Below are 24,325 nucleotides of genomic sequence, written 5' to 3' on the forward strand. Positions count from 1 at the left end.
CTTGCGGAGGGATCGCCGCAGCGCGATCGGCGCGATGTGGGAAGGAGAGCGGGATGATCCTGCGGTGCGATCTGGGCGGACAACGCTATGTGTTCTCCGATCTGAAGCGGCTGATGGCGGCGGCCTCGCCGCGGCGGTCCGGCGACGAACTCGCGGGGCTGGCGGCGGCCACCGACGCCGAGCGCGTCGCGGCGCGGATCGTTCTCGCCGACCTGCCTCTGGACACTTTTCTCGGCGAAGCGCTGGTGCCCTACGAGGACGACGAGGTGACGCGCCTGATCGTCGACGGCCACGACTCCGAAGCCTTTGCGGCCGTGTCCCATCTCACGGTCGGCGGGTTCCGTGACTGGCTTCTGTCCCACGAGGCGGACTCGGACGCGCTGTCGAAGCTCGCGCCCGGCCTGACGCCCGAGATGGTCGCGGCCGTCTCAAAGCTCATGCGCAACCAGGATCTCATCTCGGTCGCGCGGAAGTGCAAGGTGATCACCGCCTTCCGCACCACGCTCGGGCTTCCCGGGCGGCTGGGCACGCGGCTGCAGCCGAACCACCCCACCGACGACCTCCGCGGCGTTGCGGTCTCCGTGCTCGACGGCCTGCTCTACGGCGTCGGCGACGCCGTGATCGGCATCAACCCGGCGACCGACAACGTGCCGAACGCGATCGCGCTGATGGAGATGCTCGACGGGCTCCGCCAGCAGTACGACATCCCCGCGCAGACCTGCGTGCTCACCCACGTCACCAACGCGATCGAGATCATGAACCGGCGGGCGCCGGTGGACCTCGTGTTCCAGTCCGTCGCGGGCTCGGAGGCCGCGAACCGCGGCTTCGGCGTCGATCTCGCCGTGCTGACTGAGGCGCATGAGGCCGCTCTCGCGTTGAAGCGCGGCACGGTCGGGCAGAACGTCATGTATTTCGAGACGGGGCAGGGCGCGGCGCTCTCGGCCGACGCCCACCACGGCGTCGACCAGCAGACCATGGAGACACGCGCCTACGCCGTCGCCCGCGCTTATCAGCCGATGATCGTGAACACCGTCGTCGGCTTCATCGGGCCGGAGTACCTCTACGACGGCAAGCAGATCATCCGCGCCGGCCTCGAGGACCACTTCTGCGGCAAGCTGCTCGGCCTGCCGATGGGCTGCGACGTCTGCTACACCAACCACGCCGAGGCCGACCAGGACGACATGGACGGCCTGATGACGCTCCTGACGACGGCGGGCTGCACCTTCCTCATCTGCGTGCCCGGCGCCGACGACGTCATGCTGAACTATCAGAGCCTGTCGTTCCACGACGTGCTCTATCTCCGCTCGACGCTCGGCGTGAAGGCCGCGCCCGAGTTCGAGGCCTGGCTCGACCGCATGGGCATGGTCGCGCCCGACGGCCGCATCCGGGAGCTCGAACTCAAGGATCCGCGGATTTCGCACATGCTCGCGCAAGCCTCGCTCGTCGCGTGACCGAAGGTCCGAAGGAGAACCCGCCCATGGACGACGTCGCTCGCCCCACCGACCCCTGGAGCGCGCTCCGCGCCTCGACCAACGCCCGCATCGGCCTCGGGCGGAGCGGCGACGCCATGCCGCTCAAGGCGGTGCTGGAGTTTCAGGCGGCGCACGCCACGGCGCGGGACGCGGTCCACACGCCCCTCGACCTCGACGCGGTCGAGGCCGCGCTCCAGCCGCTCTCGACGCTGCGGGTGAAGAGTTCCGCGCCGGACCGACCGACCTACCTTCGCCGGCCCGACCTTGGCCGCCGGCTTGGAGACGAGCCGGGCCCCGACCTCGACGCCGCGGATAAAGGCGCGGACGTCGTGTTCGTCGTCGCGGACGGGCTTTCGGCCACGGCCGTACAGATGCACGCGGCCCCCTTGGTGCATGCCTGCGTCGAGCGGCTCAAGGGCTTCAAGATCGCGCCGGTGGTGCTGGCGAGCCAGGCGCGCGTGGCGCTCGGCGACGATGTCGGCGAGCGCGTCGGCGCGACGCTTGTGGCGGTCCTGATCGGCGAGCGGCCGGGCCTGTCAGTGGCTGAGAGCCTCGGCGTCTACCTCACCTACGAGCCCCGCCGCGGTCGCCGCGACAGCGAGCGCAACTGCATCTCGAACATCCATGGCAAGGGCGGCCTGTCCTACGCGCTCGCAGCCGACAAGCTCGTGTGGCTGATCCGCGAGGCGACCCGGCTCAAGCTCACCGGCGTGAAGCTTAAGGACGACGTCGACGCGCTGGCGCCGGCGGCGGGCGGGGCTCTGCCGGAAACCTGAGCGGTCGGCTTTATCCTCTGGACTAACTTGCCCGCGCTGGCGGACGGAATAGAAAAGGCCCGTGGCGTTGCCGTCACGGGCCTTTTCGTCATGTCGCTTCCCGGCGGAAAGCCGGAGGCGGGCTCAGTACTTGGTGACGAGCACCGGGTCAGCCTTGGCGCCGAACTTCATGTTCAGGCCGACGTAGAGCTGCAGCGGACGCGCCGGGGTGATCGAGCGCGGATCCTCGAGGCCGAGGAAGCCGATGTCGTCGGTTTCGAAGAAGGTCGCGTTGTTCGAGTACTTCTTGTTAAAGAGGTTCTTCACGCCACCAAAAAGCTTGAGTTGTTCAGTCACCTGATAGGAGGTGTTGACGTTGAAGATCGCGTAACCCGGCAGCTTCTTGTTCTGGTTGGATTCGTCGCCGAGATAGTACTGACCGCTCATGACTTGGGCGTCGCCGCCCACCGTCCAGGCCGGCGTGACGCGGTAGGCGGCGCCGAACTTGAACTGGTGATCCGGGATGCCGGTGAGGCGATCGCCCTTGCGGACGTGGATCGTCCCGGCGTTGTCGTCGGCATCGGCCGCCGCGGCGATATCGTCGTCGTCGTCATCCTCGCCGTAGCCTTCGGACGCCGGATTGTTCGGCGAAGCGAGACGGAGCGATTTGCGGAACGTGGCGTCGATGTACGAGTAGTTGGCGTAGACTGCCCACTTCTCGGCCATGTACTGGGCGGAGAGTTCGAGACCCTGGCGCTGCGTCTTGCCGGCGTTCACGAAGTAGCCGCGGCCCGTGATCGCGCTCGGCACGTTCAGAATGTCATTGTTGTTGTTCGCGCGGTAAACGCTCGCGCTCCAGTTGAGCGCGCCGCCGAGGAAGCTGTCGAAGCTGCCGCGGAAGCCCAGTTCCCCAGTGCGCGTCACGACCTGCTTGAGCGGAGGATCCGAGACCAGCGTGGACTCGAGCGGGCAGGGGATGTCGGGGTTCGAGCAGCCGAGTTCCAGCGCCGTCGGAGCGCGGTTCGACTCGGAGTAGGACACGAAGCCGGTCATGTTCGGCATGATCTTGTAGGTCAGGCCGGCCATGGGGTTGAATCGGTCGAAGCTGTGCTTTCCGTCGAGGTTCGGACCGGCGGGCAGGCCGTCCTCGTTCAGCGGCACGATCGTGCCCTTGTCGTTCAGAATCAGTCGAGCGTAATTCCAACGCGCGCCAATCGTCGCCGACAGCTTGTCGGTCACGTCGAGCGTGTTGGTCGCATAGAGCCCAAGATAATGATTCTTGGTCTCGAGATCGACAGGGATAATGCCGCCGGGGATCAGAGAGTAATACTTCTTGCCAGTCTCGATGCACTGCAGATTTTCGGGGATGATGCAGAGTTCGCTGTCGCCGCGGAAGTCTGTCTTGCCGAAGTCATAGGCCGCGCCGATGACGAAATGGTTCTTGCGGCCGAACAGTTCGCCCTCATTGGCCGCTTGCAGCGTGCCGCCGGCCGAAGTGGTGCGAATGTGGGAGCGCTCGATCGAGCCGGGCGTGTTGCCGGGTCCGAAGTCGTCCTCGTCCCCGTAGATGTTGTCGATCGGCCGATTGGTCACAGGATCACGTATGACCAGGCGGTCAGCGTTCTGCGGAAGGTTCACGTCGTCATCGTCGATGCCGAAATCATCGCCTTCAAGGCAGAGCTTGCCGGCATAGGGGCCGTCTTCCGGGCATGGGCGCACGTCGGTGTCGTTGCCGTCGACGCGATCGGAGCGGTAGCGGCGGTAGTAGGCGTTGGCCTGCAGCGACCACGCGTCGGTCACCTGGAACTTGCCCTGCAAGTTCAGCATGCCCATCTCGTTCTCGTTGATCTGGTCGCCGGTGTAGACGTTGCGACGACGCTGCTCGAGAAGCTCGAACGGCGTCGGGCCGACCACGCCGAGCTTCGAATCCGCGTAGGTGAAGTTGAAGTGGATCTCCGAGGTGTCGGTCTTGTAGCCGACGTCGCCGAACACGCGCTTCACATTGGAAGCCGAGAAGTCGCGCCAGCCGTCGTCGCGCGCGCCTTCGATCGCCAAGTAGCCCGCCCAGTTGCCGATCTGCGTGCCCCACTGGGCGGACCCCTCGCGGCGGCCGAACGAGCCGATCTGAGCCTCGAGTTCGACGCCCTGGAAGGTGAAGCCGCTCTTGGTCTGGAAGCTCAGCGCGCCGCCGAGCGCGTTGAGGCCGAACACGGGATTGTTGGTCCACACGTCGAGGCGATCGATCGCGACGGTCGGGATGAACTCGTAGTTCACCGTGTCGCCGAAGGCTTCATTGACGCGGACGCCGTTCTGGTAGACCGCGAGGCCCTGCGGCGCGCCGTTCTGTTGCGAGGACTGGAAGCCGCGGAAGAAGATTTCCTTATTGTACGGGTTGCCCGTGACGTCCGAAATGTTGACGCTCGGAGCGTTCTGAAAAAGCCCTTCCTGCACGGTGGCCGAGCCCGACGTCCGGAGCTGATCGCCGGTCACGCTGATGATATTCGCCGGCACCTTGTCGCGGTCGAGGCCGTCGCCGCCGAGTGGGGTCGTGCCGATCACGTCGATCTCGGGCAGCGCGATCGCGTCCTGCGCCGACGCCGGCGCGCAGGCTGCGGTCAAGGCCGCAAGCGAGGCGCCCACCAGCGCCGTTCTTCTTATTGTGAATTTCATGGAGGTGTCCCGTCCCCAGCGTCTGTGGCCGAACATGGCCAAACTGCGGCATTTTAAGGCCGGAGATTCGGGGTAGGACAAGTGCAGCGGGTTAGAATCGGGAACTATTCGAAGACCTGATGTTGGAAAACAACATTATAATAAGCCTCATATAATAATTCTTACGAAGGGTCGCGCCTCATAGGCGTTCTTCACCTGCGCTCTTGTGTGCTCTCGTGTGGGCCATCCAGTCGCAGGCGCCGCTCTTCACGGATTCGTAGACGGCGGTCCCGATCGCGACGCCCACGTCTGTGTGCAGGCCCGCGAAGCTGGCGGCCGGCCCGTCGAGCGGCGTCGCGACGACGACGCAATCCGTGCCGGTGCCCGTGGCCGCTCCGCCGTCGACGGTGCGGCCGCTCGCCATGATCGCCGCCGTACGCGCCTCGACGGCGATCGACAGCGCCTCCACCAACGCGGCGTCGGTCAGCGTAACGGAGCACGCGACCAGCAGGTTGACCGTGCCCCAGGCCTCGTGAGGAGGCGGGGAGGGCGCGCCGACCCGCGCGGCGTTGCCGAGGCCGACGGTCGCGAGACAGCGCGCAGTCGTTCCGCCGGACGCCGCCCCCGCCACGCGATGCCGACGCACGTCGCGGGAGGTCATCATCCCGACGGCGTCGCCGAACTCCGCCGACCGCATGCGCGCCGCAAGCAGCGCGACCGGGTCGACGGTCACGGGAAGGTCGACGTCCTCGACCTCGAGCCAGGCGACCTCGTGCGCGGTCTGGAAGCCCGGCCGCGCCAGCGCCCAGCTCAGCATGCGCTGCGGCCGGACAAAGCGCGCCGCCAACCAGGGGCGGGCGCAGGTGACGGAGAACAGCGCGTCGGCGTCGCTCGCGATGTCGTCAGCGGCGCTCATCTGCAGGCTGTCTCCTGTGCGGCGGGCCGTCGCCCGGCGCGCCCCTCGCGCCGGCGTCGACCTTTAATTCTACAAAGCTAGTGATTTTATGTATTGACATTTCCGGTGGGGAAAGTCGAATGAGCGGATCGCTTCCGGAGGCCTGACGCTGATGCATCGCCGCACCTTCACCCGCGCGCTGACCGCCCTTGTTCTGGCCGTCCCGTTGGCCGCCACCGCGCCGGGCGCCTTCGCCCAGACGACCCTCACCAATGTCTCGTATGATCCGACGCGGGAGCTCTACAAGGAGTTCAACGCGGCCTTCGCAAAGAGCTGGAAGGCCGAGACGGGCGAGGACATCCGCGTTCAAGTCAGCCATGGCGGCTCCGGCAAGCAGGCGCGCTCGGTGATCGACGGACTGAACGCCGACGTGGTGACCCTCGCGCTCGCCGCCGACATCGACGCCATCGCGAAGGCCACGGGCAAGCTGCCGGCCGATTGGCAGAAGCGCCTGCCACACAACTCCTCGCCCTACACCTCGACCATCGTCTTCCTGGTCCGCAAGGGCAATCCGAAGGGCGTCAAGGACTGGAACGATCTGGTGAAGCCGGACGTCCAGGTCATCACGCCGAACCCCAAGACCTCCGGCGGCGCGCGCTGGAATTATCTCGCCGCCTGGGCCTACGGGCGCGAGGCGAACGGCGGCGACGAGGCCAAGGCGAAGGCTTTCGTGGCGGAGCTCTTCAAGCGCGTCCCTGTGCTCGACACGGGCGCCCGCGGCTCCACCACCACCTTCGCCCAGCGCGGCCTCGGCGACGTGCTGCTCGCCTGGGAGAACGAGGCCTATCTCTCGCTGAAGGAGTTCGGCGAGGACAAGTTCGACATCGTGTTCCCCTCGATCTCGATCCTGGCCGAGCCGCCGGTCGCGATCGTGGACGGCAACGTCGACAAGAACGGCACGCGCAAGGCGGCGGAGGCCTACCTCAAGCTGCTGTACGCGAAGGAGGGCCAGACCATCGCGGCGAAGAACTTCTATCGCCCGGTGTCGCCCGACCTCGCCGACAAGGCGGACGTCGACCGCTTCCAGAAGCTGAAGCTCGTCACGATCGACGGCGACTTCGGCGGCTGGGGCAAGGCGCAGTCCGAGCACTTCGGCGACGGCGGCACCTTCGACCAGATCTACAAGCCGAACTGACCCGGCCCTCGCATCCTCTCATGATCCTTTCGATCTGCGGCCGGACGTCGACGTCCGGCCGCAGGCTTGTCCGCCGTTCCCTCAATGACGATCGAGCCTTAGAGTGACCTCCAGCCTCGACGCGACCTATGTGGCGCCGGCCGCGCCCGGCGCTCCGCCCTCTCGACTGAAAGTCCGCATGAGCGCCACGCCTTTCAGGACGCCAAGCGCCGTGCCGGGCTTCGGGCTCGCGCTCGGTTTCACCGTCCTCTACATGTCGCTGCTGGTGCTGATCCCGCTCGGCGCTGTGGTGGCCTGGGCGGCCTCGCTCGGCCCGACCAGGCTGCTGGCGATCCTGACGCAGACGCAGACGCTGAACGCTCTGAAGATCAGCTTCGGGATCTCGCTCGCCGCGGCGGCGACGAACGCCGTGTTCGGCCTGCTGCTCGCCTGGGTGCTGACCCGCTACGATTTTCCCGGCCGACGGCTGGTGGACGCCGCGGTGGACCTGCCGTTCGCGCTGCCGACCGCGGTCGCCGGCATCGCGCTCGCCGCGATCTACGCGCCGAACGGCTGGGTCGGGTCGCTGCTGCCGTTCAAGGTCGCCTACACCCCGCTCGGCATCTTCGTGGCGATGACCTTCATCGGCCTACCCTTCGTGGTGCGCACCGTTCAACCGGTGCTGGCCGACGTCGACCGCGAGCTGGAAGAGGCGTCCGCCACCCTCGGCGCGGGGCGCCTCACCACAGTGTTCCGGGTGGTGTTTCCGACGCTCGTGCCCGCGCTGCTCACGGGCTTCGCGCTCGCCTTCGCCCGCGCGGTCGGCGAGTACGGCTCTATCATCTTCATCGCCGGCAACATCCCGAACGTCTCGGAGATCGCGCCGCTGCTGATCATCACCAAGCTCGAGAGCTTCGACTACGCCGGCGCGACGGCCATCGCGACGATCATGCTGGCGATGTCCTTCGTGATCCTGCTGGCGGTGAACCTGATCGAAGCCTGGTCCCGGCGGAGGCTCGGCCATGCCCGCTGATCCGCGCCAGACGCTCCCCGCCCACCCGGTCGCCGCCGGCGCCAGCCCCACCACCGAGCCGGTCGCCGTCCGCGTCGCGCTGATCGTGGTCGCGTTGGCGTTTCTGGCGCTGTTCCTCGTGCTGCCTCTGGTCGCGGTGTTCGCCGAGGCCTTCCGCAACGGCGTCGACGCCTACTTCGCCTCCTTCGACGATCCCGACACCTGGTCGGCCGTGTGGCTGACGCTCGGCGTCGCGGCGATCGCCGTGCCGCTGAACGTGGTCTTCGGCCTCGCCGCCTCCTGGGCGGTGGCGAAGCACGACTTCCGCGGCAAGAGCCTGCTGGTGACGCTGATCGACCTGCCGTTCTCGGTCTCTCCGGTCGTGTCCGGCATGTGCTACGTACTGCTGTTCGGCGCGCAGGGCTACTTCGGCCACTACTTGCAGAGCGTCGGCGTCCAGATCATCTTCGCGGTGCCTGGGCTGGTGCTCGCCACCATCTTCGTGACCTTCCCCTTCGTCGCGCGCGAGCTGATCCCGCTGATGCAGGAGCAGGGCGTGAGCGAGGAGGAGGCGGCGCTGTCGCTCGGCGCCGGCGGCTGGCGCACCTTCTGGTCGGTCACGCTGCCGAACGTGCGCTGGGCGCTGCTCTACGGCGTGCTGCTCTGCAACGCCCGCGCGATGGGCGAGTTCGGCGCCGTCTCGGTCGTCTCCGGGCATCTGCGCGGCCAGACCAACACGGTGCCGCTGCAGGTCGAGATCCTCTACAACGACTACAACTTCGTCGCCGCCTTCGCCGTCGCCTCGCTGCTCGCGGGCCTCGGCTTGGTGACTTTGGTGGTGAAGAGCGCTTTGGAATGGCGCTACGCCGACCAGCTCGCCTCCGGCCGCCGCCACTGACAACGGACTGAAGAGACCATGGACCTCAAGATCCGCGACGTCCGCAAGGAATACGGCTCCTTCCCCGCGCTGAACGGCGTCAGCCTCGACATCCGCTCCGGCGAGCTGGTGGCGCTGCTCGGGCCCTCGGGCTCCGGCAAGACCACGCTGCTGCGCGCCATCGCCGGCCTCGAGATCCCGGACTCCGGCCAGATCCTGTTCGGCGACGAGGACGCGCTGGCGAAGCCGGTGCAGGAGCGCAATGTCGGCTTCGTGTTCCAGCACTACGCGCTGTTCCGGCACATGAAGGTGTTCGACAACATCGCCTTCGGCCTGCGCGTGCGCGGCCGGGCGCGCCGCCCGGCGGAGGCCGACATCCGCAGGAAGGTGCTTGAGCTGCTCGATCTCGTGCAGCTCAAGGGCCTCGAGAACCGCTACCCGGCGCAGCTCTCCGGCGGCCAGCGCCAGCGCGTGGCGCTCGCCCGCGCGCTCGCGATCGAGCCGCAGGTGCTGCTGCTGGACGAGCCCTTCGGCGCGCTCGACGCGCAGGTCCGCAAGGAGCTGCGCCGCTGGCTGCGCGAGATCCACAACGAGACGGGCCACACCACCGTGTTCGTCACGCATGACCAGGAAGAGGCGCTGGAGCTCGCCGACCGGGTCGCCATCCTGCACAAGGGCGACCTGCAGCAGGTCGGCACCCCGGACGCGATCTACGACGAGCCGGCGACCCCGTTCGTCTACGCCTTCATCGGCGACTCGAGCTCGTTGCCGATCGACGTGCGCAGCGGCGAGGCGACCCTCGACGGCAGGGCGCTTCCGCTCGGCCGGGTCGATGCGCCGGACGGTCCCGCGCGGCTGCACGTGCGCCCGCAGGACGTGACCTTCGTGGCGCCGGGAGAGGGGGTCGCCCTCGGCCGCATCGCCGCGCTGCGGCGGCTGGGCGCGTTCCGCCGCGCCGACGTCGAGGTCGGCGCCCGCCGGTCGCGGATCGAGGTGCGGCTGCCGCCGGAAGCTTCCTTCAGCGAAGGCGAGGAGGTGGGTCTGGCGTTCGAGCGCTTCGCGGTGTTCCCCGCGGAAGGGGCGCCCAGCGTCGCCTGCGCGGCGTAAGCGTCGGCGCGCACTTACCCCGCCCCACGCGCCCCTGTATTCTCCGCCGCCAACGGCGCGGCGGAGACGGTGATTCATGTGGCGTAAGGCGGCCTCCGTCGGCGGACTGACGCTCGCCTCGCGCCTGTTCGGTTTCGTCCGCGACGTGATGATGGCGGCGCTTCTGGGCGCCGGCCCGCTGGCCGACGCCTTCATGATCGCGTTCCGGCTTCCGAACCACTTCCGCGCGATCTTCGCCGAGGGCGCCTTCAACGCCGCCTTCGTGCCGCGCTACGCCCGCGCGCTGACGCAGGACGGGGAGGGCGCGGCCCGCGCCTTCGCCGAGGACGTGCTGTCGATCACGGTGGTGGTCCACCTCGGCCTGCTCGTGCTCGCCATCGCCTTCGCGCCTTATGTCGTCGCAGCGCTCGCGCCCGGCTTCGCCGAGGACCCCGGACAGCTCGGGCTGACGGCGTCGCTCACGCGGATCACCTTTCCCTACCTGTTGCTGATCTCGATGATGACGCTGGTCTCCGGCGTGCTGAACGCCCACGACCGTTTCGCCGCCGCCGCCGCGACCCCCATCCTGCTCAACATCTGCATGATCGCCGCCCTGATGGCCTCGGGTCTGTTCCCCACCGTCGCCCACGCGCTGGCCTGGGGCGTGCTGATCTCGGGCTTCGCCCAGCTCGCGCTGGTGCTGGCGGACCTCCGGCGCTCCGGCCTCTGGCTGAAACTGCGCGTTCCGGCCTTCACGGCCCACGTGAAGACCTTCCTCAAAGGCTTTGGTCCCGCTGTGCTTGGGTCCGCCGGCGTGCAGATCGCGATGTTCGCCGACACGATCCTCGCCTCGTTCCTGCCGACGGGATCGGTGTCCTACCTCTACTACGCCGACCGGCTCTACCAGCTGCCGCTGGCGGTGGTCGGCATCGCGATCGGCACGGTGCTGCTGCCCGAGCTGTCGCGTCGCCTCGCCCGCAACGACGTGCCCGGCGCGCGCGACCGGCTGAACCGCGCGCTCGAGGGCGCGCTGCTGATGACGCTGCCCTTCGTCGCGCTGTTCGCGGTGGCCGCCGCCCCCGTGGTCGCGGCGCTGTTCGGCCGCGGCGCCTTCGACCTGAGGGCGGTGGCGGGCTCCGCCGCCGCGCTCGAGGCCTATGCGGTCGGCCTGCCGGCCATTGTCGCGCTCCGTTGCGTCACGCCCGCCTTCCACGCCTCCGGCGACACCACGACGCCAGTGAAGGCGCTGGCCGTCGCGACCGTGGTCAACCTCGGGCTGAAGCTCGTGCTGATCGGGCCTTACGCGCATGCAGGCCTCGCCTTCGCCACCTCGATCGGCGCGTGGGTCAACCTCGGCCTGCTGGTGCTGCTGCTCAGGAATCGCGGCCGGTTCGAACTGGACCGCCGCCTCGCGCTGAACCTCGCGGCACTCGTGCTTGCGACGGCCGCCTCCGCCGCCGCCATCGGGTTCGCGCTGGCGCCCGCCGGCGCCGTGAAGGGGCTGGTCCCGCAGATGCCGGACCTCGCGCCCGCCGCGCTCATCGGGATCACGGGGTTTGCGGCGTATGTCGCCATCGCAGGGCCGGGGTTTTGGCTCGCGCGCAGGTTCGGGCGCAACTGACCGAGACGCCCGAAACGCGCCCCCTCTTCCTGAAGCGCGCCTCTCTTCTTGTCCCGGCCTTGAGCCGGGATCCAGACGCTCGACGTCCGTTGACGAGCAGGCAGGGCCGATGCGGCTCTCATGCTGCGTCAGTGGTTCTGGGTCCCGGCTCAAGGCCGGGACAAGAGACGGTGTGGGGCCGGGAGACCGCGTTGTCAGGACCCGTAAGACCTTGGTGCCCCTTACGCTGTCGCGAGCGCCCGCGCGTCGACCAGCATGCGCCGGATTTCCGGCAGGCACGAGCCGCAGTTGGTGCCGGCCTTCGTCGCGGCGCCGACCGCCGCGGCGTCCGGCGCGCCGGCGCGGATGGCGGTTTCGATGACGCCCTTCGGCACGCCATGGCAGGCGCAGACCAGCGGGCCGCAGGCGGCGCCGTCGCTGGCGCGGCCGGCGAGCAGGAGGCTGCGGACCTGGCCCTCGGTCAGCTCCTCGCCAAGCCTGGCGCGCAGGAAGGTCCAGGCGTTCTCCTGTCGGTCGGCCGCGACGAACAGGCAGGCCGCCAGCGCGCCGTCGCGGAACACCGCCGAGCGCGCCACGCCGCGGCCGGCGTCGACGTAGTCCACGATCTCGTCGCCCGGCTCGAGGTCGGGGAAGATCTCCGACAGCGTCACCACGTGGTCGGTCGCGAAAAGCAGCCCGATTCCGTGCGGCACGGTCGCCTTGGCCCACCAGGTCGCGGGGTCAAGCGCGCCGAGCGTCCCTTGCGTCAGCGCGAAGCCTTGGCGGGCGAAGCGCAGCGGCGCGACCGCGGCCGGCGTGGCCTTGGCGTCCGGCTGGCCGGAGAAGGGATCGACGGCGGCGTGCACCAGAGCGCCCACGCGGCCGTGCGAAGCGGTCTCGTCGTTCCAGTGAATCGGCGCGAACAGCGAACCCCGGCGCTGCCCCGGCTCCGCGCGCACGCGCAAGACCACGTGGCCATGGGCGGTGGTCACGCGGGCGAAGCCGCCGTCCTTCAAGCCTTCGGAGGCTGCGTCCTCCGGGTGGATCTCCACGAAGGGCTCGACCAGGTGGCTGGAAAGGCGCTGGCTTTTGCCGGTGCGCGTCATGGTGTGCCACTGGTCGCGGATGCGGCCGGTGTTGAGGCGGAAGGGGAAGCGGTAGTCGGGCGTCGCCGCGGGCGTGATCGGCGCGACGGCCACGAAGTTCGCCCGGCCGGTCGCGGTATAGAAGCCGCCGTTCGCGAAGAAGCGGGTCTCCGTGCGCGCCGCGCCCTGCCTCGCCGGCCACTGGATCGGCTTGAGCTGGTCGTAGTCGCGGGCGTCGAGCTCGGCCAGCGCGCCAATGTCGAAATCGCGCGTTCCCTCATTCTCGAAGGCCGAGAGCGCCGCGTGCTCGCGGAACACCTCGCCCGGCGTGCGCCAGCCGAAGGCCTCGCCGAAGCCGAGGCGCTTCGCGACCTGCGCGACGGCCCACCAGTCCGGCCGCGTCTGGCCCGGAGGCGCGAGGAACGGCCGCTGGCGCGAGATGCGGCGCTCGGAATTGGTGACCGTGCCGTCCTTCTCGCCCCAGGCCGCGGCCGGCAGGCGGATGTGGGGGGCGGCGCCCAGCGTGTCGTTGGAGGCGACGTTCTCGGAGACGACGAAATGGTCGAGCCGCTTCAATGCGGCGCGCACGGCGTCGGCCCGCGGCATGGAGACGGCGGGGTTGGTGCCCATCACCCACAGCGCCTTGATCTCGCCGCGCGCGACCGCGTCGAACATGTCGACGGCCTTCAGCCCCTCCGCCTCCGCCATGCGCGGCGCGTCCCAGAAGCGGCGGACCCTGTCGATCGAGGCCGGCTCGAAGCCCATGTGGGCGGCGAGCTGGTTGGCGAGCCCGCCGACCTCGCGGCCGCCCATGGCGTTGGGCTGGCCAGTAAGCGAGAACGGTCCCATGCCTTCGCGGCCGATGCGGCCGGTGGCCAAGTGACAGTTCAGGATGGCGCCGACCTTGTCCGTCCCCTGCGCCGCCTGGTTGACGCCTTGGCTGTAGAGCGTGACCACGCGCTCGGTGGTCGCGAACAGCTCGAAGAAGGCGGCGACGTCAGCGGGCGGGAGGTCGCAGGCGGCCGCGGTGGCGGCGAGCGTCGGCGCGATCTCGCGGGCGCGGGCGAGGGCCGCATCGAACCCCTGCGTGTGAGCCGCTACGTAAGCCTGGTCGAGGCGCCCCTCGTCGGCGAGATGGACCAGCAGGCCGCAGAACAGCGCCGTGTCCGAGCCGCCGGCGAGCGGCAGATGGAGGTCGGCCTCCTCCGCGGTCGCGGTCCCGCGCGGGTCGATCACGACGATCTTCGTTCCGCGCGCCGCCTTCGCCGCCAGCATGCGCTGGTAGAGCACGGGGTGGCACCAGGCGGCGTTGGAGCCGACGAAGACCAGCAGGTCGGCGGTCTCGAGGTCGCGGTAGGTCCCGGGCACCGTGTCGGCGCCGAAGGCCCGCTTGTGGCCCGCGACCGAGGACGACATGCAGAGCCGCGAGTTGGTGTCGACGTTGGCCGAGCCGAGGAAGCCTTTGAACAGCTTGTTCGCGGCGTAATAGTCCTCGGTCAGCAGCTGGCCGGAGAGGTAGATCGCGATCGCCTCGGGCCCGTGCGCCTCGAGCGTGCGGCGGAAGCCTTCCGCCGTGGCGTCGAGCGCGGCGTCCCAGCTCACGCGCTGAGCCCCGATCTCCGGGTGCAGCAGGCGCCCGTCGAGCGACAGCGTCTCGCCGAGCGCCGAGCCCTTGGAGCACAGCCGTCCGAAGTTCGACGGGTGCTCCGTGTCGCCCGCGATGGTCGCGCCGCCGGCCGGGCCGGGCTGCGCCAGCACCCCGCAGCCCACGCCGCAGTAGGGGCAGGTGGTGCGGGTGGGGGCCTTGGGCAGGTCGGAGGGGTGCATGTTCATGGGCGGAAGCCCGAAAAGCACGAGAGCGGCCGACCTAGGATCCCGTCATGCCCGCGCCTTCGCGCGGGCATCCACGACTTCGGGAAGCGCTCGACGTCGAAGTCGTGGATACCCGGCTTCGCCGGGCATGACGGCGAGTACGTCGAACGCCAGCCGCCCGCCGCGCCCATCAATAAACGTCCGCCTGATAGCGGCCGGCCTTCTTCAGGCCCGCCACGAAGGCCTTGGCCTCGTCGGCGGTCTTCGCCCCATGGGCCGCGACCACCTCGACCAGCGCCTTCTCGACGTCGGCCGCCATGCGCTTGGCGTCGCCGCAGACGTAGAAGTGCGCGCCCTTCTCAAGCCAGCTCCAGAGCTCGGCGCCGGACTCGCGCATGCGGTCCTGGACATAGACCTTCTCCGCCCCGTCACGGGACCAGGCGAGCGACAGCCTGGTCAGCGCGCCTGCGGCCTGCAGATCGGCGATCTCGTCGCGGTAGTAGTAGTCGGTCGCCTCGTGCTGGTGGCCGTAGAACAGCCAGGCGCCGCCGGCCGCGTGGGTCGCTTTGCGCTCGCGCAGGAACGAGCGGAACGGCGCGATCCCGGTGCCGGGGCCGACCATGACGATCGGCACCGCGCCGTCCTTCGGCAGCGCGAAGCCGTGCGCCTTCTGGACATAGACCTTCAGCCGGTCGCCCGGCGCCACGCGGTCCGAGAGGTAGGTGGAGGCGAGGCCGAGCCGCGTGCGGTCGCCGATGCGGTAGCGCACGGCGGCGACGGTGAGGCTGACCTTGCCCGGATCGGCGGAAAGCGCCGACGAGATCGAGTAGAGCCGCGGCTGCAGCGGGTCGAGCGCGCCGAGCAGTTCGGCGACCGGCGGCGTTGCGGCCGGGAACTTCTCGAGCGCCGCCAGCACGTCGAGGGTCGCGAGGTCGCCGTCGGGGTCCTCGCCCTCGGCGAGCTTGGCGAGCGTCTGCTTGTCGTCGGAGCTCTCCACGTGAGCCGCGAGCAGTTCGAACAGCGCGTCCGGCGCGGCGCCCAGCGCCACCCGCTCGGAGAGCCAGGTCTTCAGCGGCAGCGTGTGGCCGTCGTGGGAGACCGCGACGTCCTCCGCCACGCCGAGACGGGCGGCGACCGCCGCGCACAGCTCCGGCGCGTTGGTCGCGAACAGGCCGAACGAGTCGCCCGGCTCATAGGTCAGGCCGCAGCCGGAGAGGTCGATCTCGACGTGGTTGGTCTCCTTGTCGGAGCCTTCGCCGCTGACCGCGTGCTTCGACAGGAAGGCGGCCTCGACCGGGGTCTCGCGCGAGCGGCCGGGTTCGACCGCGACCGGCGTCGCGGGGGCGGGCGCCGCCGCAGGCTTCGCAGGCGCCGCACCGCCGTCGAGCTCCTCGTACAGCTTCTTCAGCATGCGGGTGGTTTCCTTGCCGCCCGGCACGCACAGGTTGAGCTTCTTCTCCTCGCCCGTCGCGATCGCGGCGGAGTAGCTCTCGCAGAGGTAGCCGCACTGGCCGCAGTCCTGCTGCGCCATGGCCGCGAACATCCGCCGTTTCACGGGCCTGCCGGCGGCGAGCTCCATGCGCTCGTCGATCGGGAGCGAGGCGTCGTGCCAGGGCGCGCCGTCGTCCTCCTCCGCGGGCGCGGCCTCGCCCGGCAGGGGCGAGCCCAGCAGGGCCGTCGCGGCGTCGCGCGACAGCGCCTGCATGCCGCCGTCCATGGACAGGAGGCCTGCGAAGAACCCGTTCAGCCAGGCGCGCTGCTCCGTGCTGAACGGCGCGTTCTCGGGGACGAGGGGAGGGAGGACCAGGGTCTGCGCGGTCATGACGAGGCTCCGCACGAACAAGCTGTGAGAAGGCGAGGGTGGTCGTACCGGGAGCGGCCTTCACCTCTCCCCTGTGGGGAGAGGTCGCGAGGCGAAGCCGAGCGGGTGAGGGGTCTTTGCTCGCGCCGGACATGGGACGTCCCCCTCACCCGGCGCTTCGCGCCGACCTCTCCCCGCCGCGGAGAGGTGAAGAGGCGGTGCGCTCGACGTCGGACCATCACGCCGTCTCCAGCTCGAAGAGGGTCTTGAGCGCGCCGATCTCGTGGCGGCGCGTGAAGGCGGCGAAGGTCTCGGCGCCGTCGCGGGCGGCGAGGTAGCCGCGCAGCATCTTCTCCACGACGGCCGGGCAGTCCTCGCCCTTCACGTCGCGCACCAGCTCGCGGCCGATCGCGGCGTCGGTCCCGAAGCCGCCGCCGACGTGGAGGTGGAAGCCCTCCACCGTGTCCTCGTCGTTGATCGGCACCTTCGCGCCGATCAGGCCGATGTCGCCGATGTAGTGCTGCGCGCAGGAGTTGTGGCAGCCGGTGACGTGGATGTTCACCGGCGTGTCCACCGCAAGCCCGATGTCGTCGACATGGTTCGCGATCAGGTCGGCGAAGCCCTTGGTGTCGGAGGCCGCGAACTTGCAGCCGCGGCTGCCGGTACAGGCCACCAGCCCGGCGCGGACGTTCGAGGCGGAGGTCGCGAGCCCGATGTCGGCGATCGCCTGCTCGACGGTCGCGACGTCGGCGTCGCGGACGCCGGAGAGCAGCAGATTCTGCCAGACGGTGAGGCGCACGTCGCCGTCGCCGTAGCGCTCGGAGACGTCCGCGAGCGCGCGCATCTGGTCGCAGGTCATCTTGCCCAGCGGCAGCACCACGCCGACCCAGTTGAGGCCGGCCTGCGTCTGCGGGTGCACGCCGATGTGGGCGAGACGGTCGCTCTCGGGGCGGGGGGCGACGTGCTCGGGCGAGACGCGGGTGAAGGCCCAGCCCTGGACCTTCTCCACCTCGGCCAGAAACTTTTCAAAACCCCAGGCGTCGAGCACGTACTTCAGCCGCGCCTTGTTGCGGTCGGAGCGGTCGCCCGAGGCGATGAACACGCGCACGATCGCGTCGGCGACCTTGATCGCCTTGTCGAGCGGCACGATCACGCCGGTGTCGCGGGCGAAGTCCTTGTGGCCGGTGATGCCGCCGAGCGCGAGCCGCCACCAGACGCCGGGCGCGACGCCCGCGCCTTCAAGCACCTCGACCGCCTGGAAGCCGATGTCGTTGGTGTCCTCGAGCGCGGCGATGCGGCCGGCGCCGTCGAAGGCCACGTTGAACTTGCGCGGCAGGCCGTAGAGCGCGCGGTCGTTCAGGATGTGGTGGTGCCACTCCTTTGCATAGGGGCGGGTGTCGACCAGCTCCTGCGGGTCGACGCCCGCGGTCGGTGTGCCGGTGACGTTGCGGATGTTGTCGGCGCCGGAGCCCTTGGCGGTCAGGCCGATGTCGACAAGGCCCTCGATGTAGGGGATGCCATTGGCTGCATTGATCTCGCGCGCCTGCAGGTTGGCGCGGGTCGTCACATGGGTGAAGCCGCCGGCGTACTGCTCGGAGAGGTCGGCGACCCCGCGGAACTGCCAGGCCTTCAGGATCCCGTTGTGGATCCTGAGCCGGCACATATACGAGTCCTGCGTCGGGCCGACGTAGAACAGGCCGTGGAAGCGGATGCGGAAGTCGTCGAGCTGCTTCGCGAACTGGTTCTTCTCGGCGAGGACCTTGAGGCGCGCGTAGGCGTCGAACGGGTGCTCCTCCCGCTTCGCCTTCTCCTGCGGCACGAGCTTCTTGCCCGCCTTCTCCTGCGCGGCCATGGCCTTGAGGTGGATGGCGTCCGGCCCGGTAGGCTCGGCCTCCGCGGCCGGCGCGGCGCCGGGACCGCCGAACGGCACGCCGCCGCCAAAGCCCGGAGCCCCGCGCGAGCCGCGGATCGCCTGGACGCCGGAGACGAAGCCCTCAAGGTAGCGCTTCTGGTCGGGGGAGAAATCCTGGGTCATGCCGTCACCGTCCACGTTCCGTGCAGGCTCATCCGCGTCCTTGTCCCGGCCTCGAGCCGGGACCCAGAGCCACGTCGGCTGAAAGACGAGGCTACGGCCGCGCCGGCTTGTTCTTGGAGGTCTGTGTGTCTGGGTCCCTGCTCGAGGCCGGGACAAGAGAGGTGGATCATCGTCATCGCCGCCGCCCTCACGCCGCCAGCGCGAAGCCGCGCCCGAAGGCGAGGTCGTCGCGCAAAGGCCCGAGCGGCGCGCCGCTCGCGATGAGGTCGAGGTACCAGAGCGCGTCCGAGGCCTCGCCCACAAGGATCGCGCCCGTCAGGCGGTCGTCGCGGACGATCAGTTTGCGGTAGCAGCCGTGGCCGGGGTCGGAGAGCACGATGGTCTCGTCGCCGTCCTCCGCCTCGATCGCGCCGGCAGAAAACACCGAGACGCCCGAGACCTTGAGGTTGGTGGAGAGCAGCGTGCCGCCATAGGCCGCCGCGTCGCCGGCAAGCGCGCGCGCCAGCGTCTTGGCTTGCTCGTAGGCCGGCGCGACGAGGCCGTAGACCACGCCGCGGTGCTCGGCGCATTCGCCCAGCGCGAAAATCCGCTCGTCGGAGGTGCGCAGGGCGTCGTCGACCAGCAGGCCGCGGTTCGCGGCGAGCCCCGCCGCGCGCCCGAGCGCAGCGTTTGGCCGCACGCCGCAGGCCATGACGATCATGTCGGCGGGCAGGATCTCGCCGGAGCCCAGCTCCAGCCCCTCCACGCGGGTTTCGCCTACGATTGCCTTGCTCTGGGCGCCGAGCGCGAAGGCGACGCCCTTGGCCTCGAGCGCCCGGCGCAGCGTCGCCGCGCCCTTGGCGTCGAGCTGGCGCTCCATCAGCTTGTCCATGAGATGCACCACCGTGACGGCGCAACCGAGCTTGACGAGGCCGTAGGCCGCCTCGAGCCCCAGCAGCCCGCCGCCGATCACCACGGCGCGCGCGCCGGGAACGCCGAGCTCCTTCAGACGCAGGGCGTCGAAGCGGTCACGGAACACCAGCACCTGTGACAGGTGCGCGCCCGGCAGCGGCAGCCGGATCGCCTCCGAGCCGGTGGCGAGCACCAGCCGGTCGTAGGCGAACACCCGCCCGTCCTTCAGCGTCACCCGCCGGGCGGCGGCGTCGACTGTCTGCGCGGGCGCGCCGGTCAGCAGGCGATAGCCGTTCGCCGCGTACCAGGCGCGGTCCCTGAACGCGAGGTCCTCGTCGCTCGCCTCGCCGGCGAGCAGGGAGGAGAGCAGGACCCGGTTGTAGGCCGGCTCCGGCTCCGCGCCGATCACGGTGACGGCGTAGCGGCCGGGGCAAGCGGCCTTCAGCTCCTCCAGGAGCCTGAGGGACGCCATGCCGGCGCCGACGACGACGAGACGCTCGCGGTCCATGGCTCAGGCCTCGCAGCGATGGTGGGACAAGGGGCTCGCCGTCTCCGTCTCCCTCCCCCTTGCGGGGAGGGTAAGGGTGGGGGTGGCGCAGAAAGAGGCGTCACGGATGGGCGACACGCCGCGCTCGATCCTGCACGATCCCCACCCCCGGCCTCTCCCCGCAAGGGGGAGGGGAGAGGCGCGTCGCGCTTCGGAGGCGTGCGGGCCGCTCATCGCTCAGGCCGCCTCGACGAAGCGGTGACGCTCGTAGAGGAACTTGAGCACCGCGGCGCGGGCCGCGATGTAGGTGCGGTCGGAGACCAGCTCCAGCCGCTTGCGCGGCCGCTCCAGCGGCACCTCGAGGATCTCGCCGATGCGCGCGGAGGGGCCGTTGGTCATCATCACGATGCGGTCCGAGAGCAGCACGGCCTCGTCCACGTCGTGGGTGATCATCAGGACGGTGTTCTTGAGCTCCGTCTGGATCTGCATGACCTGGTCCTGCAGATGGGTGCGGGTCAGCGCGTCGAGCGCGCCGAAGGGCTCGTCGAGCAGCAGCACCTTCGGCTGCATGGCGAGCGCGCGGGCGATGCCGATGCGCTGCTTCATGCCGCCGGAGATCTCCGACGGGCGCCGGTCCTTGGCGTGGGCCATGTTCACCAGCTCGATCTGGCGCATGGTCCAGTCGCGGCGCTCGGCCTTGGTCTTCGACCTGGCGAAGACCTTGTCCACGGCGAGCGCGACGTTTTCGTAGCAGGTGAGCCAGGGCAGCAGGGAGTGGTTCTGGAACACCACTGCGCGGTCCGGTCCCGGCTCGTCCACCACCTTGCCTTCGAGGAAGACCACGCCCTTCGTCACGCCGGTGAGGCCGGCGACGATGTTGAGCAGCGTGGACTTGCCGCAGCCGGAATGGCCGATGATCGAGATGTATTCGCCCTCATGGACGTCGAGCGACACGTCCTTGAGAACCTCGTTGGTGACGCCGCCGCGCGAGAAGGCCTTGTCGACGTGCTGGATGGAGAGAAAGGCTTGGGCTGACATGGTCCGGATCCTCACGCGGTAGCCGTGCCGCGGGTGACCGCGTTGGCGATGAACGCGACGATCCGGTCGAGGATGAACCCGACCACTCCGACGTAGACGAGCGCCAGAATGATGTCGCTGATGTTGGACGAGTTCCACGCGTCCCAGATGAAGAAGCCGATGCCGACGCCGCCGATCAGCATCTCGGCCGCGACGATCGCGAGCCAGCTGAGGCCGACGCCGATCCGCAGGCCCGTGAAGATGTAAGGGGCGGCGGCCGGGATCATGATTTTGGTGAAGTACTCGAAGCCGTTCAGCCGGATGACCTTGGCGACGTTCGAGTAGTCGGTCGGGATATTGCGGATGCCGACGGCTGTGTTGATGATGATCGGCCAGACCGAGGTGATGAAGATCACGAAGATCGCCGAGGGCTGGCCGTCCCGGAACGCGGCCAGCGACAGCGGTAGCCAGGCGAGCGGCGGCACGGTGCGCAGGATCTGGAAGATCGGGTCGAGACCGCGCATCGCCCAGGTGGACTGGCCGACCAGCACGCCGAGCGCGACGCCGACGACCACCGCGATGGCGTAGCCCACCGCGACGCGCTGCAGGCTCGCCAGCAGGTGCCAGAACAGCCCCTTGTCCAGGCCGCCGCGATCGTAGAACGGGTCGATGATCAGCTCCCAGGTGTCGGTGACGACCTGGCTTGGAGGCGGCAGCGACGATCCGGGCCGCGAGCAGATCAGCTCCCAGAACAACAGCAGCAGGGCAAGCACCACCAGCGGCGGGATCAGCGTGGTGCTCGCCCAGTCCAAGACGCGCCTGGCGCGCTTGGCGATCGGGGAGGGCGCCTTCGGCGCCCGGAACGCGACGACTTCGGCGACGGACGCCGCCTTGGTCGCGCGGGCGTCGTCGAGTTTCAGGACGGGGGCCGACATGGCGACTCCTCAGGAGGTGGGGCGGATGGTCGGGAGCGGGGAGGGCGCGCGCGGCGCCCTCCATGAAGGCGAGGCCTCAGGCGACGCGCTTGATCTCGAGGCTTTCGAGGTAGGCCATCGGCTGCGCGGGATCGAAGACCTTGCCGTCGAAGAAGGTCTCCACGCCGCGCGAGGTGGAGTCGGGGATCGTCTTGGCGCCCACCGCCTTGGCGGCCTCCTTCCAGAGGTCCTCGCGGTTCACCTTGGCGATCATGCCCTTGACGTCCGTGTCGGGGGCGAACTTGCCCCAGCGGATGTCCTCGGTCAGGAACCACATGTCGTGGCTCTGGTAGGGGTAGGAGACCGGGCCGCCGCCCCAGAACTTCATCAGGCCGGGGCTGTTCTCGACGATGCGGCCGTCGCCGTAGTCGTACTGGCCCTTGAGGCGGCCGACGATGTCCTTCACCGGCACGTTGAACCAGGCGCGCGTGCCGACGATGGAGGCGACCTCCTCCTTGTTCGCCATGTCGTCGCAGAACATCTGCGCCTCCATGACGGCCATCAGCAGCGCCTTGGTGGCGTTGGGGTATTTGTCGACATAGGCCGCGCGCATGCCGAACGACTTCTCGGGGTGATCCTTCCAGATCTCCGAGGTGTTGCAGGCGGAGAAGCCGATGCCCTGAGCGACGAGCTGGGCGCCCCAGGGCTCGCCGACGCAGAAGGCGTCCATGGTGCCGACCTTCATGTTCGCCACCATCTGCGGCGGCGGCACGACGATGGTCTCGACGTCCTTGTCCGGGTCGATGCCGGCGGCGGCCAGCCAGTAGCGGATCCACAGGTCGTGGGTGCCGCCGGGGAAGGTCATGGCGACCTTGGCCTGCTGGCCCGCCGCCTTCTTCTTGAGGAACTCCTCCTTCAGGGGCTTGGCGTCGACGGTCGGCTTCAGGCCCTTGTAGGCCGCGCCCACGGAGATCGCCTGGGCGTCGTAGTTCAGCCGCGCCAGGATATACATCGGCAGCGGGATGTTCTGCTGAGTCACCTTGCCGGCCGAGATCAGGTAGGGCATCGGCGTCAGGATGTGCGCGCCGTCGATGCCGTTGCCCTCGGAGCCGAGGACGAGGTTATCACGGGTGGTGCCCCAGGACGCCTGCTTCGTGACGGTGACGTCGGGCATGCCGTGCTTGGCGAAGAAGCCCTTCTCCTTCGCCACGATCAGCGGCGCGGAGTCCGTCAGCGCGATGTAGCCCAGCGTCGCCTTGGTCGTCTCCGGCCCGGCGCCCTGCGCGAACACGCCGGAGGGCGCGAGCGTCCGGGCGGCGAGCAGGGTTGCGGCGGCGCCTGCGCCGACGCGCAGCACGTCGCGGCGACGGAGGCCATGGATCAGCGGCGTCTTCGTGTCGGTGGTCATCAGGCCTTCGGCTCCATGGGCGCCCATCGGCGCTCGGGGTCTTGAAGGGGCCGCCGTCCTCATGACGGGGCCCAGAAACGAAAAAAGCCGCAGACGTGACGTGCGTGAGCTCGTCAGGTCAGCGGCGTCGCTGGGGCCCATCGGTGGGCAGGAGGTAAGCGTCATCGTTGACGCCAACCTCGAACGTTTCCCTTCAAGTCGCGTGCCAACTGGGGTTGGTGTGTGAAGGTCGTTCAGTTTTGAGGAGTTTGGGGCCGGGTCGGACAGCGGCGAGCCAGCACCCGATTGTCTTCGGGCGCCACCACAGCGCGCAGACGCAGCTTCAATTTTGTGCGCTGCACGCAACTTAGGCGGCGCGAGCGCGCGGGAGGCGTCCTTCTAGGAGGAAGACAGTAGAACGACGCCGGCGGTGAGGACGGCGCAGCCGACCAGCCGCCAAGGACCGACTGGCTCGCGCAGGATCGCCATGCCCATCAACGCGCCGACCATCATCGACATCTCTCGCATCGGCGCGACGACAGAGAGCGGCGCGCCGTCGTCCAGCGCGACGAGCACCAGAATGTAGGCGAGGGGAGACAGCAGCCCGACGGCGATCGCCGCCGGCCAGGACTCGCGCATGGCGCGGAGCGCTCGCGCGGGGGAGGCCGCCACCAACGGCGCGAGCAGGATGAAGCGCAGCACGTTCGAGCACCAGTCGAGAAACACGGGCGAGGCGTGAAGCGTCTTCACGGCGTAGGCGTCGACCACGGTGTAGGCGGCGATCAGCCCGCCCGTGGCGGACCCCCAGACGACGCCCGCCTGTCCACCCGGTCGCCGGAAGGCGGACAGGTCTCCCTGCGTTGCGACGAGGCCGATCCCGGCGATGACGAGGGCGAGGCCGAGCAGGGACTGCCAGGACATCGCCTCGCCGAGGATGACGATCGCGCCAAGGCTCGACAGCATCGGACCCGTTCCGCGGGCGACGGGATAGACCACCGAGAGGTCGGCCCGCTGATAGCCGAGCTGGAGGCAGAGGCTATAGCCGAGGTGGATGAGTCCGCTGAGGAACAGGAATGGCGCGACCCGCCAGCTCCAGCCGAGCCCGCCGTGGACTCCGAGATACGCGACCCACGGCGCGTAGGCGACGCAGGCGATGAGATTGTAGGAAAACACGAACGCGGGCCCAACCGCGGCCGCGCGTTTGGCGATGATGTTCCAGCTGGCGTGGATGACGGCGGCGAGAATGACGAGCAAAGCCGAGGCGAGCGTCATGGAGACCTCCTGCGCGCCGTTCGGCGCTGGTTGATCTCGACGTCTCCTCCCCTGGGATTTTGCCCCTTGGGTGCAGCCGCGGAACTCCCGCGGTCTCTGCGACG

At 69.3% G+C, this 24,325-nt stretch carries 17 protein-coding genes; 7 read left to right on the plus strand and 10 right to left on the minus strand.

Annotated elements, in window-relative coordinates; genetic code table 11:
• Positions 1-53: 53 nt before the first annotated feature.
• Together JOD31_RS16675 and eutC are read left to right on the plus strand one after the other, a co-directional pair.
• Positions 54-1,451, plus strand: a complete 1,398-nt coding sequence (locus JOD31_RS16675) for an ethanolamine ammonia-lyase subunit EutB (protein WP_204951563.1) — start codon at positions 54-56, stop codon at positions 1,449-1,451.
• Between the two features lie 26 nt (positions 1,452-1,477).
• Complete coding sequence (eutC, locus tag JOD31_RS16680; protein ID WP_204951564.1) at positions 1,478-2,248, plus strand: ethanolamine ammonia-lyase subunit EutC; 771 nt, start codon at positions 1,478-1,480, stop codon at positions 2,246-2,248.
• A gap of 123 nt (positions 2,249-2,371) precedes the next feature.
• Here the strand turns inward: eutC and JOD31_RS16685 are convergent, their stop codons facing one another.
• Positions 2,372-4,897 (minus strand): TonB-dependent receptor, encoded by a 2,526-nt coding sequence (locus JOD31_RS16685; RefSeq protein WP_210341565.1) that lies wholly within the window; start codon positions 4,895-4,897, stop codon positions 2,372-2,374.
• 178 nt (positions 4,898-5,075) lie between these two features.
• Complete coding sequence (locus JOD31_RS16690; RefSeq protein WP_204951565.1) at positions 5,076-5,792, minus strand: adenosylcobinamide amidohydrolase; 717 nt, start codon at positions 5,790-5,792, stop codon at positions 5,076-5,078.
• Positions 5,793-5,943: 151 nt separating this feature from the next.
• Here JOD31_RS16690 and JOD31_RS16695 point away from each other — a divergent pair, with 151 nt between their 5' ends.
• The 5 genes from JOD31_RS16695 to murJ all read left to right on the plus strand — a co-directional run bounded on the left by JOD31_RS16695 (position 5,944) and on the right by murJ (position 11,541).
• The gene (locus JOD31_RS16695) at positions 5,944-6,966 is read left to right on the plus strand and encodes a sulfate ABC transporter substrate-binding protein (RefSeq protein ID WP_204951566.1); all 1,023 of its coding nucleotides are present in this window, start codon (positions 5,944-5,946) and stop codon (positions 6,964-6,966) included.
• 178 nt (positions 6,967-7,144) lie between these two features.
• Entirely contained in the window at positions 7,145-7,978 is an 834-nt protein-coding gene (cysT, locus tag JOD31_RS16700) for a sulfate ABC transporter permease subunit CysT (RefSeq protein WP_204951567.1), read from the plus strand.
• Positions 7,968-8,855 carry a sulfate ABC transporter permease subunit CysW gene (cysW, locus tag JOD31_RS16705; RefSeq protein WP_204951568.1) on the plus strand — a complete coding sequence of 296 codons (888 nt, stop codon included), beginning with the start codon at positions 7,968-7,970 and terminating at the stop codon, positions 8,853-8,855. The genes cysT and cysW overlap by 11 nt, the downstream gene beginning before the upstream one ends.
• A gap of 18 nt (positions 8,856-8,873) precedes the next feature.
• Positions 8,874-9,941, plus strand: a complete 1,068-nt coding sequence (locus tag JOD31_RS16710) for a sulfate/molybdate ABC transporter ATP-binding protein (RefSeq protein WP_204951569.1) — start codon at positions 8,874-8,876, stop codon at positions 9,939-9,941.
• A 76-nt stretch (positions 9,942-10,017) separates the two neighbouring features.
• Positions 10,018-11,541: a murein biosynthesis integral membrane protein MurJ gene (gene murJ / locus JOD31_RS16715; protein ID WP_204951570.1), complete on the plus strand. Its 1,524-nt coding sequence runs from the start codon at positions 10,018-10,020 to the stop codon at positions 11,539-11,541.
• A gap of 221 nt (positions 11,542-11,762) precedes the next feature.
• Here the strand turns inward: murJ and JOD31_RS16720 are convergent, their stop codons facing one another.
• The 8 genes from JOD31_RS16720 to JOD31_RS16755 form a co-directional block, all read right to left on the minus strand.
• Positions 11,763-14,432, minus strand: coding sequence for a nitrate reductase (locus tag JOD31_RS16720; RefSeq protein ID WP_428980919.1), 2,670 nt, complete (start codon positions 14,430-14,432; stop codon positions 11,763-11,765).
• A 175-nt stretch (positions 14,433-14,607) separates the two neighbouring features.
• Positions 14,608-16,239, minus strand: coding sequence for a sulfite reductase subunit alpha (locus JOD31_RS16725; RefSeq protein ID WP_204951572.1), 1,632 nt, complete (start codon positions 16,237-16,239; stop codon positions 14,608-14,610).
• Between the two features lie 217 nt (positions 16,240-16,456).
• Positions 16,457-18,253 carry a NirA family protein gene (locus JOD31_RS16730; protein WP_204951573.1) on the minus strand — a complete coding sequence of 599 codons (1,797 nt, stop codon included), beginning with the start codon at positions 18,251-18,253 and terminating at the stop codon, positions 16,457-16,459.
• A 187-nt stretch (positions 18,254-18,440) separates the two neighbouring features.
• The gene (locus tag JOD31_RS16735; RefSeq protein ID WP_204951574.1) at positions 18,441-19,652 is read right to left on the minus strand and encodes an NAD(P)/FAD-dependent oxidoreductase; all 1,212 of its coding nucleotides are present in this window, start codon (positions 19,650-19,652) and stop codon (positions 18,441-18,443) included.
• A 216-nt stretch (positions 19,653-19,868) separates the two neighbouring features.
• Complete coding sequence (locus JOD31_RS16740) at positions 19,869-20,669, minus strand: ABC transporter ATP-binding protein (protein WP_204951575.1); 801 nt, start codon at positions 20,667-20,669, stop codon at positions 19,869-19,871.
• Between the two features lie 11 nt (positions 20,670-20,680).
• Entirely contained in the window at positions 20,681-21,583 is a 903-nt protein-coding gene (gene ntrB, locus JOD31_RS16745) for a nitrate ABC transporter permease (protein WP_204951576.1), read from the minus strand.
• A gap of 76 nt (positions 21,584-21,659) precedes the next feature.
• Positions 21,660-22,970: a CmpA/NrtA family ABC transporter substrate-binding protein gene (locus JOD31_RS16750; RefSeq protein WP_204951577.1), complete on the minus strand. Its 1,311-nt coding sequence runs from the start codon at positions 22,968-22,970 to the stop codon at positions 21,660-21,662.
• 378 nt (positions 22,971-23,348) lie between these two features.
• On the minus strand, positions 23,349-24,221 hold the full coding sequence (locus tag JOD31_RS16755) for a DMT family transporter (protein WP_204951579.1): 873 nt from the start codon (positions 24,219-24,221) through the stop codon (positions 23,349-23,351).
• Between the last annotated feature and the right edge of the window lie 104 nt (positions 24,222-24,325).

The organism is Methylopila capsulata (assembly GCF_016907975.1).
Lineage (GTDB): Bacteria > Pseudomonadota > Alphaproteobacteria > Rhizobiales > Methylopilaceae > Methylopila > Methylopila capsulata.